Origin of the sequence: Pseudoalteromonas amylolytica (genome assembly GCF_001854605.1) — a bacterium.
GTDB lineage: Bacteria > Pseudomonadota > Gammaproteobacteria > Enterobacterales > Alteromonadaceae > Pseudoalteromonas > Pseudoalteromonas amylolytica.
The window spans coordinates 16258-28839 of the sequence record NZ_MKJU01000035.1 but is presented as its reverse complement, the minus strand read 5'-3'; the positions used below and the strand labels follow the sequence as shown (position 1 = coordinate 28839).

The following is a 12582-nucleotide window of genomic DNA, read 5'->3' as shown; positions in this document are numbered from 1 at the left end:
ATTTTATGCAATAACATCAACAAGTTATATACAAGCGAAAAACACAAAGAACGGCTTAAACGCAAATGTCAACATTGAAATGTGTGGCGCATCTCTTTAACCTTTATTTTTATTGAACGTTCAATTAATAAAAATATGCCAAAAGTCGGAATGGAACCTGTACGCCGAGAACAGCTTATCAAGGCCACGATAGAGTCGGTTGCTGAACTGGGTTTGCAAGGTACTACTATTAACAGCATCAGTAAGAAAGCAGGGTTATCTTCGGGGATAATCAGCCACTACTTTGGTGGCAAACAGGGCTTGATTGAAGCCACTGTGCGTTACTTGTTGTCTAGCCTAAAATATTCACTGATGGCGCAAGTAACAGACACAACATCGCCACAACAACGGCTGATGTATATTGTCGAAGCCAACTTTGCGTTAGTACAACAACGTAATGACACCACCCGTACATGGTTAAGTTTTTGGGCGCAGTCAATGCACGACCCCGAGTTACACCGACTACAGAACGTAAACAGTAAGCGCTTATACAGCAACCTTGCCAGCTCATTTCGACAACTGATGAGTGTTGAGCACGCAAAGCTTGCAGCCCAGTTAAGTGCGGCGATGATTGATGGTTTATGGCTACGTGCCGTACTCAGTCAATCCGACAAAGACCAATTTAAACACAGTGAGCAATTAGCCAAGCAGTACGTGCGCTCACTGATCAGCCAGTATGGAGCCTAATATGACGACAACGAACAGCCAAAATAGCAATGTGCCTGTTTATCAAAACTTTATCCACGGTCGCTACATGGCAAACCAAAGTGGTGAAAACTTTGCAGTTAAAAACCCTGCCACCGACGAAGTGATTTACCACGTTGAGGTTGCTGATGAGTCAATCCAAAGTGCAGCAATTGAAAGTGCTAAGCAAGGCTTTGCTATTTGGTCAGCAATGACCCCAGTTGAACGTAGCCGCATTTTATTAAAAGCCGTGGCGCTATTGCGAGCACGTAACGATGAGTTGGCCAAAGTTGAAGTGCTTGATACCGGTAAGCCTTGGCAAGAAGCTGAATGTGTCGATGTACAAACCGGTGCCGATGTAATCGAATATTTTGCGGGTCTTGCGCCTGCACAAGTTGGCCAGCAGCAAATGGTTGGCAGTGACTTTTATTACACGCGTAAGGAACCACTTGGGATCTGCGCAGGCATTGGTGCATGGAACTACCCACTGCAAATTGCTTGTTGGAAATCAGGCCCTGCCCTTGCCGCTGGAAACGTTTTAATTTTTAAACCCTCTGAAGAAACGCCACTAGGCGCGTTGAAGCTTGCTGAAATATTTATCGAAGCAGGTGTACCTGAGGGCGTATTCAACGTCGTTCAAGGTGCCGCTGAAGTGGGTCAATGGCTAACCGGCCACGCGGATATTGAAAAAGTATCATTCACTGGCGAAGTGGGAACGGGTAAAAAGGTAATGAGCAGCGCAGCGACCACGCTCAAAGACGTAACGATGGAACTTGGTGGTAAATCCCCCTTACTGGTATTCGATGATGCCGACATCACCGAAGCAGTCAGCGCCGCGATGCTTGGTAACTTCTACACCCAAGGTGAGATCTGTACCAATTGTACGCGCGTTTATGTACACCGTGATGTGTACGACGCGTTTATCAACGAGCTTAAAATCCGCACTGAAAGTAATATCATTGCAGGGGATCCGTTGAATCCTGAGGTTAACCTTGGTGCGTTGATCTCAAAACCTCACCAACAATTGGTTTTAAACTACATTGCTAAAGGTATCGAAGAAGGTGCGACCTTGCTTACTGGCGGCGAAGCTCTGAGCCCAGAATCTGCGCCTAATGGCTATTTTGTTGCCCCTACCGTATTTGTGGATTGTCATGACGACATGACCATCGTCAAAGAAGAGATCTTTGGCCCTGTAATGAGCGTGTTGGTGTTTGACGACGAACAAGATGTGATCAAACGTGCTAACAATACCCACTTAGGCCTAGCTGCTGGCGTATTTACCAAAGACATTCAACGAGCTCATCGCGTTATTCACCAGCTTGAAGCTGGGATCTGCTGGATCAATGCGTACGGAAACTCTCCTGCTGAAATGCCTGTTGGTGGCTATAAACACTCAGGTATAGGTAGAGAAAATGGCATTGAAACGCTGGATCAGTACACCCAAACCAAGTCGGTGTACGTCGGTATGAATAAAATCGAAAGCCCATTTTAACTGGAGACCCCATGACCCAAAAATATGATTACATCATAGTTGGTGCTGGCTCCGCAGGATGCGTTCTGGCCAATCGACTTACAGAAAATGGCCAACACAAAGTGTTGCTGCTAGAAACGGGCGGGAGTGATAAAAGCATTTTTATTCAAATGCCTACCGCCTTATCGATTCCAATGAATACAGACAAATACGCTTGGCAGTTTCACACTGAGCCAGAGCCATACTTAGATAACCGTAAAATGCATTGCCCTCGCGGTAAGGTGCTAGGCGGCTCGTCTTCAATCAACGGTATGGTGTATGTACGGGGCCATGCTAAAGATTTTGATGAATGGCAGCAACACGGTGCACAAGGCTGGGATTACCAATCTTGCCTACCGTATTTCAAAAAAGCAGAGTCTTGGTATCTGGGTGAAAATGCACACCGAGGTTCAGAAGGACCGTTGGGTGTAAACAACGGTAATGAAATGGCCAACCCGCTATATCGCGCCTTTATTGAAGCAGGTAAGCAAGCCGGTTACGCAAAAACCAATGACTATAACGCCGCGCAACAAGAAGGCTTTGGCCCAATGCATATGACGGTTAAAAATGGTCGTCGTTGTTCAGCCAGCCGTGCGTATTTAGACCCAATTAAACGCCGTAGTAATTTAACCATCATCACAGGCGCTCAGGCACAGCGTGTTTTATTGCAAAACAAACAAGCGCAAGGCGTTGAATATAAAATCAAAGGTAAGACTCAAAAAGCCTATGCGCGCAGAGAAGTGATCCTAAGCGCAGGGCCAATTGGCTCACCTCATTTGCTACAGCTATCTGGTATTGGTGATAGCAACGTGCTTGAAAAAGCAGGCGTTGCAGTACAGCACCACCTACCGGGTGTAGGCCAAAATTTGCAGGACCACTTGGAGTTTTACTTTCAGTACAAATGCAAGCAACCCATTACCCTAAACGGTAAGTTAGGGCTGGTTTCAAAAGGTCTGATTGGCACACGTTGGTTGCTGACAAAAGATGGCCTTGGCGCAACCAATCACTTTGAATCGTGTGCTTTTATTCGCTCTAAACCGGGCGTTGAATGGCCTGATATTCAATACCACTTTCTTCCGGCTGCCATTCGTTACGATGGTAAGAGCGCGTTTGATGGCCATGGTTTTCAGGTGCATGTGGGTCATAACAAACCCAAGAGCCGTGGTAGTGTCACGATTGCGTCTAGCAATCCCGATGAGCCACCGAAAATCTTGTTCAACTACTTACAAGAGCAAGAAGACATCGAAGGCTTTAGAGCCTGCGTTCGCTTAACTCGAGAGATCATTGAGCAAAGTGCGTTTGATGAGTTTCGCGATGATGAAATTCAACCTGGTAAAGAGATACAAACCGACGAGCAAATCGATGCCTTTGTGCGCCAGGCGGTAGAAAGCGCATATCACCCCTCGTGTTCATGCAAAATGGGTGAAGACGAGATGGCGGTGGTTGATTCACAAACTAAAGTTCATGGTATCAACAGTTTACGAGTGGTTGATTCGTCAATCTTCCCAACCATACCTAACGGAAATTTAAATGCCCCCACAATCATGCTCGCTGAAAAAGCAGCGGACCATATTTTGGGTAAGACACTTTTAACTAACCAAAACGCTGCGGTTGATATGGAGCCCAAATGGCAACATGTACAACGCAGTTCGGAGATCTAAATTTGCCACTCGCTTAGGTAGTGATACCTAGGTGGGGCTTGCAGTGGCGTGCGGGATAAATTGGTTATCCCAAGGGGGCAGGTTTTCCCGCCCCTCAAGCATTAATGCAAGACTAAGAAAAAAAACGGAGAAACAATGAGTTACTTTTACTTATTTTGGGAGGGTGACAATGACCTTATGGCTTAGTGCAGGTATCATTTTCACCCTATTGGCAATTGCTTTAATTTTGTTTAAATGGGGAAATTTACAGTGTGTTGGCGTCACACCCGTTAAAACCTTTACCTTTATCGCCATTTTGTTTACGTCAGGCTTAGATGTCGGACTGATTATGTTTCCACTTACTGAGTTTGCGGGTTACGCAGACATAAAAGCAAGCCCAGAGTATGCGTTTGCAAATCCACTGGCCATTGAGTTTGGTTTTTGGGGATTTTTAATCTGGGGATTTTATTTCCTTACCTGCTTTTATTTCTGCGTAATAGAACCCAAAGTAAAGTTCTTTGAAATTACTTGGGTGAAATTAGTCAATAATGTGATCATTATTGGCACCTGTGCCTTTACAGCGTACTTGCTGCTGTCAAACCTGCCTTGGTATTTACCAGAGGTCGGCGATGGTAGCTCGATTATTCCAACATTCTATCTGTTGGTCTTTGCGGCGATTTGCTTTGCAGTTTACTCAAGCACCAGTTTGAAGTATGTGCGCTTTTTGAGTATTTCAACCACTTGGTTGTTTATCGCGCTAATTGCCTATATGTGGTGTGCAGCATTTTTATTTGGCGACAGCGCTATGAGCAGCTTTGCCAATAAGTTTGCGCTACTTGGCGACTATTTTACGCATATCAATGAATTTGTATTACCACTGAATGATTACCATGAGTTTTATCTGTTCTGGTGGTTTGCTTGGAGCATCATGATTGGCCAGTTCACTTCTCGCTTTGTGGGTGGACTCAAAACCTATCAAGTATTGGCTGCTATGTTGGTGTTCCCATCTATTCCAATCGCTATCTGGTTTAGTGTGCTTTATCACTACCATGAAGCGGGAATACCTACGGCGGGCATTAAAAACTTCGCCATGGTATTTGTGGGCATCGTATTTGTGATCAACTCACTTGATTCACTAATTCGCTTATATACCGACAACTTAAACCTAACAGTAAAACGCTTGGGCCTACGTAACTATATGTTATTTAACATTATTTCTCTATCACTGTTAACTTTACTGTTTAAACTTGAGTTTTTACAAATTCAGTGGGTGGGCGCGTTGGTGATCGGCTTGTTCTTCTCTTGCGCGGCCTATATCGGCTACGGCAAGTTTAAAACCGTTTGCCAAATTGACAGCTCACCCAAAGACAACAAAATTGACTACAGCAAAATTGAAACTGCAAGCTAAGGATTTCAACATGACAACAACGAGAACATTACTTTTTGGTGCACTTGCCCTTGCCTCAACACACGCGGCGGCAAATTGGTCTACGACCGTGACAGCGGCATCGGATTATACCTTCAATGGTGTGAGCCAAACACAAAATGACCCTGCCCTACAAGCTAGCCTAGACTATGCATTCGATGATGGTCTTTATGCGGGTACTTGGGCCTCTAATGTTGATTTTGGTGGCGACACTAACCTTGAGTGGGACGCCTACCTTGGTAAATACGTCACCTTAAACGACAACTGGAGCGTAGATTACGGTATCGCTTATTACACCTACCACGGTGACAGCAACTCAAGCGACGGCAACTACCCTGAGATTTACTCAAAATTTGGTTATAGCAATTCATTGGGTCACACCGAGTTTAACTTCTGGTATAGCTGGGACTACTTCGGCACGGGTGCTGGGCACACCATCGCTATGGTTGCTCACAGCGTAGAAATTGCCAAAGGCCATACACTGCGCGCCAGCTTTGACGTATCAAACTCATTGGATGGTGAAAAGTATATGTGGGATGCGGGTGACAAGTCTTATCACCATTACCGTCTAGCGTATCAGACCAGTTACGAAGGCTTTAACTTTGAAGTGGCGGCTGAAAACACCAGTTTAGATTATGATACCGCTGATGAGCGTATCGTACTGAGCGTGTCACGCACCTTCAATCTGTAAATTTACAAGTCTCCTACTACTTGTAACAAAGGCCAGACGCAAGTCTGGCCTTATTTTTTATTTGATGCTTGGTTTTGATGCTTGGTATAGCAAGGCTTACGGGATATTTAAATTCCTTTTAATAAACTCTTTTTTACCCCATGTACCCGTATTTTTCAAAACCAAAAAGTGCTCATACACCGATATTAACCTAGCCGTAAGGCGTAGCCAAAGTGACCAAAACATTGGCTCTATAGGTTCACCATAGAAAAAATCCGTGATTCAACACAACGCTGAGTGATGCATGTTAGAACGCAAAGCACAGCGACAATACGAAGCCTGAAGAGCACAAGCTCAACCAAGTGAAGCGGTAGCTCACATCACCAAACTCGCTGATTAATAAGAGTAATAACACTCTGCTTCTTGCGCCTTAAGCCAAACACTCACAGGGTAAAGGTCGCCGAACATAGCGGACATAAGCATTTTAGAGCGTTGGGTTCAGTTGAGTCTGATCGACATAAACGAACATGGAACGAGCATTGATAAAGATAAAGTTTGTCTGCTTTTATACCAAACGCCAGATTTTGTCCTTGAAGTTTCAATGTATAAAGTTCGTAAAAAACTTTTTGAAAAATATAGTAAAAGTGATGGCGTTGATGTAGCTTACTGGAAGGCGTTTCCGTTTAGAGTATATCAACAAATCTAGAATTGATTGTTTTTTAGTCTTTCGGCACAATGAGTTAGGTTTGGTGGTGTTTCTCTCTCAACATGGCGTTTGCAATATAAATGGGGCCCAATTCTCTTGAAAACCTTCAAATATATTTTCTTCCTGTTGTTTTTACTTATTTGTGCATTTTTTATTTTTGGCGCATTAACATCTACTCCCTTGCCACTAAAGCAGAAGGCTGAAAACCTACCAATTTATATTAGTAACATTTCCATAGTTGATGTATTGAAAGGAGATATTAAAGAGTCTCATCATGTATTAATTTTGAATGGAAAAATTGCTGATATATCACCAGACCCAATAACCGTTAACTTCCCTGATTTCATTCAGGTCGACGGTGAAAATAAATACATACTGCCATCGCTGTGGGATATGCATATTCATACAATAAACCGTTCTGATGTTTTGCATTACCCGCTTTATTTCGCCAATGGCATTTTAAACGTTAGAGATCTCGGTAACACATGCAGTTGGAGTGACGGTAGAACTTGTTCCGCGCCAAATAAACACTGGCAGCGCTCAGTTGAAAGTAAGTCATTACTTGGCCCAAATACATGGACACAGGTAAGTTTTCACATGGAGGAGTTGGAAGATAGCGATATCAAATCCACTTTAACTTGGCTAAAAGACCGTGATGACTCTGTTTTGAAGTTACAACTTAACCACGACACAACAAGTCAACAATTTCAATCGATTTTAAACGATGCCCAAAAGTCTGACATATCTGTCGTTGGCCATCTCCCAGCAAACGTTGATTTGGCTAAAATTGATCTGAAGAACCTAAACAGTATTGAGCATGATCGGGCTTTCTACTCTCATTGCTCTGAACATCAAGATGTATTTGAAGAACGCGTCTCTGTCATGGTTCGCTTTGTTAATAGCTACAGTGAAGAAAAATGTCGGATAGTCATGCAAACGATACAAGAACAAGGCGTTGCCTATACGCCAACTCACATAGCCTCAAGTCAGCAAGATATCAATATCAGTCATAAATTATACGAAAAAGGTGAGCTCAATGAATATATTGACGATACTACTCTCACATTATGGAGTATGTACGCATGGCTTACAGAAAAAGGATTCGACGAACAAGATAAACAAGATCTTACAGTATTAAACACCACCAGTTTAAAGCTCTCCAGATTAGCTGAAGATAATGGTGTGCTATTGCTTGCGGGTACCGATGCACTTGACGCTTTTATTTACCCCGGTTTTAGCCTTTATGATGAGCTTGAAATGCTATCCAAAGCTGGGTTATCAAACAGTGAAGTCATCCGAACAACAACCATAAATCCTGCAAAATACTTTAATGTGGAAGCATCATTAGGCAGTGTTGATATAGGAAAACGGGCAGATTTAGTCATACTCAACAGTAACCCACTTAGTGATTTATCTTCTCTAAAAGAAGTGGATAGCGTGATATTTAATGGCGAACTGTATACCAACAAAGAGCTAAATGAAATAAAACGATATGTAGCAAGCACTGCTAAAGATCTATCCGTCACAGCAAAGCGATTTTGGGAGTTATTTTTTAACTAAGTTTTTTTCCAATCTAAAGCTCACTGACTTGGTACAAACGTTTTTACAATTGAAAATACCGCGAGAGTACCTAGAGGAAAAGTTTCATAGCGGGTCTTACGCCTGAAATTCACGGCTAATACATCAAAGTACTCGGACTGCGCAAACGCCGCCGATACTTGAAGCGTTGTATTGTTAATGCGTTAATTTTGAATGAATTCGAAAAGATTCAGATCCAATTAAACCTTTTGAAAACATGGACAATCTCTAATATAGCCGTAGATGCTTGATGACAAAATTAAACACAAAAAGCGTCCAACGTAAACACAAACTCTGTCAGCTCCAACATTGCTCTGCGATTGCTGACAAAACTAAAGTCGTCCAACACCTTATCCAACGCTGCTTGTGACTCCATCCCCTGCTGTTTGGCGTAAGCATAGGCTTCTCGGTTGTGGCTATCGTCATCATTAGCCACTGACGCTGCCGTAATTAGGTATTTTAGATATTCACGCATGGACTGGTACTTGAACTTATCTTCGTGCGACATGTGTTGTCCATGGGCTAACAACACATCATTGATGAGGTTTATGTTATTGACACTTAAAACTAAAATAGACATTTTAACTATCCTTATCTTGAAATTCTTGGACCGTTAACAGCACTCAATCAACGGCTTTTTGGTCACTTGATGTGGCTTTATCAAACGCCTCAATGCCCTCATCAACCCCTTTGTAGAGTTCCGATAGTAGTTTGAAGGTGTATGCAATATCGAATTTGCCATTTTTAGCTGACGCGAGGGCCTTCTCATTGGCTGTAGCAGCCTTTGCCATCGTGCTTTCCAAAGCTTTGGTCATGACCAAAAAGTCACGTAAACTTTTGACCAATTGCGCTTGAAGTTTAAATAACTCCAAACGTGCTGATAATTCATGACCTTGTTGCTTCGCTTCGATTTGAGCAAGCGTATCGTGAACATGAGTAACAGACGACACCACAATTCCATCGCTGTAGGTGTTGTAATATTTAAGTTTTTCACATGCTTTTTTAAACTGCGCTTTTTTAACGCCATCACCTTCAAAGCCTTCAAGGTCGGTCATGTTTTTACATTGGCCAATAATACTGGCGATATCACACTGCTCTTGCTCCCCTAACCCATTCCCCTTTACCGCCCTCGCTTGGTTTCTTTGCTCACATGCTTGATGTGTAGACATTACTCTTGGCAACCAGCTTTGGGCTTGTATCAAAGCAATGATCTGATCACGTTTTTTACTTTCCACTTTCGCTTTATTTATTGAGCTCACGATATCTTTGAATGCCTCTAGAATGGCTTTAAAAATCTGTGGCCCCCCAACGAAGCCAAGCACCTTATCGACCTTTTCAGCTTCTTTTAGGGCTGTTTCAAAATGCTTTTCCACTTTTGCTTTACCATCTTGCTTAGCAATCTTTTCTAACGCCTTATAATAATTGGAGGTTGCACCGGCCAACGCAATAAGCTGCCACTCTTTACTCGTTTTATACTGCGGCCCTGCCAGTGACGTTGGCACGCGAGTAACCCTTGGGGGTATTTCACTTTGTGCTGCGACTCGTGCAATTACAGACTGATAATAACTCTGAACCTTATCCTCGTTATGCTTAGCCTTACAGCGGCTCAACTTTTGAAACTCAGGTAACTCACAAGGATTGAAAGAGGTTTGGCCCGATAACATCAAATCAACCATCGAGGTGGTGTTTAAAATATCAACATAGCTTTTAGCTATCTCTTTGGCCTTTTTACTGGTGTCAACATACGAGGTAGTCTGCGAAACATCTGGTGAAGCTTTACAGCCCGATAGCAAAACTACCAATGCCAAAACGAAGGTTAAATACAGTGCTTTCATATAATCATCCTTATATTCTGCAAGACATCCTGTGTATTTAACTAAAGTACAAATTTTCAGCTTTTCAAGGTGGGTTTTGCTGGACACTTCTCCGACAATGATCTCATTCTAACAGTAAATAAAAAAGGTACACATACTTGAGTTTTTACTTTAAAGTGAAGCTCATCTTCAGTACTACTCATGGAAAGACAGTTTGAACATCGTTAAATACACTGAACTCACCACCTTATCTTACCTTTTGATAAGCGCGCCTGTATTTGCTTTATTAGCAGCCTTATTTGGGGTAACAACATTCGAGCTCAATGCCATTTTTCTGCTGATTTTAATGGATTTGACCGCCAAAGCTGTGCCGTATTTTATTTTGTACCTAGGTACAAAAGTGCCACAAAACCAATACAGCACGTTGTTCTTCTACACATTCTTAATCGTCACCTCTGTTGAGATGACGCTGATATACTTTACTCTGTTTATTCACGATTTTATTGATGCTACCAGCGGACCATTATCAAGCCTGATACTCATCTCCCCATATGTTTTACTCATTCCGCTCAGCGCCGCTATATGTTCTTTGGTTGTGGTCGCTGTGAAGTTGGTCCAAAACAAGTTTTAAAGTGCTAACTTGATTGAGCATACTATTGATGCTCAATCAAACGCTCCTCAGCCATCGTGCTGAACACCGGAAAGACTGCTACACTGCTCACTCGGTTATTTATAAGCCTGCCTTTTGGTTGACTATCTCGATATAAGAAGATGAAAAAACAAGCAAGTTTTACTTTATAACCAATTGAAAAATAAGCTTTGTCGTTAAGATGGCATAAAGCTGACGTTACAATTGTTGGGCCACTTCCATAGGCTTTACTTAAGCACAACAGCAAGGACAAAAATGTGATTATTAGAAAGTTAAGATTACAAAAAGCTTGGTCTCAGGAACAACTGGCCGAGGCTAGTGGTTTAAGCTTGAGAACAATTCAGCGTATCGAGCGAGGCCAAACACCTAGTTTAGAGTCGCTTAAGTCTTTAGCTGCTGTTTTTGAAACCACAATTGCTGACTTACAGCAGGAGCTAACGATGAAAACCGATACAAACACAACCACCAGCGAGGAAAATAACGTTATTGAGCAAGTATGGGCCATAAAAGCGTTTTACAGTCACTTGATACAATATGGGGTAACCATCATTACGTTGTTTATCATCAACTATTTTGTATCACCTCATTATTACTGGGCTTGGTGGGTTGCACTGGGTTGGGGTGTGGGCGTTATCAGCCACGCGCTCGATACATATGAAGTATTTAATCTATTTGGATCCAAGTGGGAAAAGCGCCAAATAGAAAAACGACTTGGTAGAAAGCTATAAAATATATTAAGTTATTTCATAATCTTACAATCAAAACACCGCTTTAGTGACCACACAAACACTGAAGCGGTGTTGGCTTAACCCCATTCACGCGACTATTTGTTAACCTTGCCTGGCAAGCTTAAATCTCCAGAGGCGATATCCATCACATTGACTACGCACAGTAATGGTGCGTGAACACTCTGATTGACTCTTAAACCGGCTGTTACACCATCAAACTGAGTATCTTCAAGCAAGCCAATATTCTCAAATGGGATCTGTACTTCAACCACATCATCGTTAAAGGTTGGGCTCCACCCAGGGCTATCCAACAAAATCGGTAATCCAGGCCAGGTTTTCGGTAATCGTGGTTTATTGCCTTTTGGTATATCAACCACCCCCAAGGCATCTTTGCCACATTGCTCGTTAGGCGTTAAAACGACCCAATGACTGTGCCAAATGTTACCGTCGTTGCCGGTATTACCATCACCATTTTCATCAAACAGTGGCGTATCATCAAAATCAGGGTGTGCAGTTACAGCCAATGCTAGAATGCCCGCATTGCGCTCAAAACCAACTTCATAGCTATCAATCGAAGTGGGCCATACATATGAAAATACCTCGCTCCCTGCAAGCTTACCGCTGGCAGTGGGTTTATGTGCTCCTGCTTCGCCAGAGACCGCCATATGAAACTTGGCAACATTACCTTTGGTAGTGATTTTTGCGTGAATGATATCAAAAGGCGCTAACGTCGTATCATTCACCGGCGCTTTGATCCCACCTTTATGTTGGTTGTGACTCAAAGCTGGCAACGAAAGGGCCACTGCCAAACATGAAGAAAGTAAATTAAACTTACGCATGACACGCTCCCTTTACCTCATCAAGTGACGCCCCAAAGTTAATATGAAACACCGTACCATCTAACAACAAGGCCGGCACCGACCTAACGCCTGCCAATTGTGCTTGCTCAATCGCCAAGCTGTTTTGCGCCAAATGTACAGATTCCACTTCATAGCGATTGCAGTCCAATGCATCTAAAACCTGTTGTTCTGCTTCAACACATACAGCGCAGCCTGCATGATAAAAAATAGCCTTCTTCATGATTGTTCCTTGTCCGTTAAATTAATTAGTATCGACTCGATACAAATTAAACTGTAAA

12 protein-coding genes are annotated in these 12582 nt (G+C 42.8%); 8 read left to right on the top strand and 4 right to left on the bottom strand.

Annotated features, from left to right (window positions below; all coding sequences use genetic code 11):
• The first annotated feature begins 150 nt into the window (after window positions 1-150).
• The 6 genes from betI (at window position 151) to BET10_RS19395 (ending at window position 8235) form a co-directional block, all read left to right on the top strand.
• A complete protein-coding gene (gene betI / locus BET10_RS19425) occupies window positions 151-726 on the top strand; it encodes a transcriptional regulator BetI (protein ID WP_170829190.1) in 576 nt (191 codons plus the stop codon).
• Window positions 716-2215, top strand: coding sequence for a betaine-aldehyde dehydrogenase (betB, locus tag BET10_RS19420; RefSeq protein ID WP_070987513.1), 1500 nt, complete (start codon window positions 716-718; stop codon window positions 2213-2215). The genes betI and betB overlap by 11 nt, the downstream gene beginning before the upstream one ends.
• An 11-nt stretch (window positions 2216-2226) precedes the next feature.
• Entirely contained in the window at window positions 2227-3894 is a 1668-nt protein-coding gene (gene betA / locus BET10_RS19415; RefSeq protein WP_070987511.1) for a choline dehydrogenase, read from the top strand.
• 169 nt (window positions 3895-4063) lie between these two features.
• Complete coding sequence (locus BET10_RS19410; protein WP_070987509.1) at window positions 4064-5281, top strand: choline transporter; 1218 nt, start codon at window positions 4064-4066, stop codon at window positions 5279-5281.
• 10 nt (window positions 5282-5291) lie between these two features.
• On the top strand, window positions 5292-5990 hold the full coding sequence (locus BET10_RS19405; protein WP_070987507.1) for a TorF family putative porin: 699 nt from the start codon (window positions 5292-5294) through the stop codon (window positions 5988-5990).
• 931 nt (window positions 5991-6921) lie between these two features.
• On the top strand, window positions 6922-8235 hold the full coding sequence (locus BET10_RS19395; protein WP_170829186.1) for an amidohydrolase family protein: 1314 nt from the start codon (window positions 6922-6924) through the stop codon (window positions 8233-8235).
• Between the two features lie 277 nt (window positions 8236-8512).
• Here the strand turns inward: BET10_RS19395 and BET10_RS19390 are convergent, their stop codons facing one another.
• Together BET10_RS19390 and BET10_RS19385 are read right to left on the bottom strand one after the other, a co-directional pair.
• Entirely contained in the window at window positions 8513-8833 is a 321-nt protein-coding gene (locus tag BET10_RS19390; protein WP_070987502.1) for a hypothetical protein, read from the bottom strand.
• Window positions 8834-8876: 43 nt separating this feature from the next.
• Window positions 8877-10088 carry a hypothetical protein gene (locus tag BET10_RS19385; RefSeq protein WP_070987500.1) on the bottom strand — a complete coding sequence of 404 codons (1212 nt, stop codon included), beginning with the start codon at window positions 10086-10088 and terminating at the stop codon, window positions 8877-8879.
• A 193-nt stretch (window positions 10089-10281) separates the two neighbouring features.
• On the opposite strand from BET10_RS19385, the gene BET10_RS19380 reads away from it, so the two are divergent.
• Both BET10_RS19380 and BET10_RS19375 read left to right on the top strand, forming a co-directional pair.
• On the top strand, window positions 10282-10698 hold the full coding sequence (locus BET10_RS19380) for a hypothetical protein (protein ID WP_070987498.1): 417 nt from the start codon (window positions 10282-10284) through the stop codon (window positions 10696-10698).
• Between the two features lie 275 nt (window positions 10699-10973).
• A complete protein-coding gene (locus tag BET10_RS19375) occupies window positions 10974-11444 on the top strand; it encodes a 2TM domain-containing protein (protein WP_070987495.1) in 471 nt (156 codons plus the stop codon).
• A gap of 95 nt (window positions 11445-11539) precedes the next feature.
• Here the strand turns inward: BET10_RS19375 and BET10_RS19370 are convergent, their stop codons facing one another.
• The gene (locus BET10_RS19370; protein WP_070987493.1) at window positions 11540-12283 is read right to left on the bottom strand and encodes a hypothetical protein; all 744 of its coding nucleotides are present in this window, start codon (window positions 12281-12283) and stop codon (window positions 11540-11542) included.
• The gene (locus tag BET10_RS19365) at window positions 12276-12524 is read right to left on the bottom strand and encodes a thioredoxin domain-containing protein (protein ID WP_070987491.1); all 249 of its coding nucleotides are present in this window, start codon (window positions 12522-12524) and stop codon (window positions 12276-12278) included. The genes BET10_RS19370 and BET10_RS19365 overlap by 8 nt, the downstream gene beginning before the upstream one ends.
• Window positions 12525-12582: the final 58 nt, after the last annotated feature.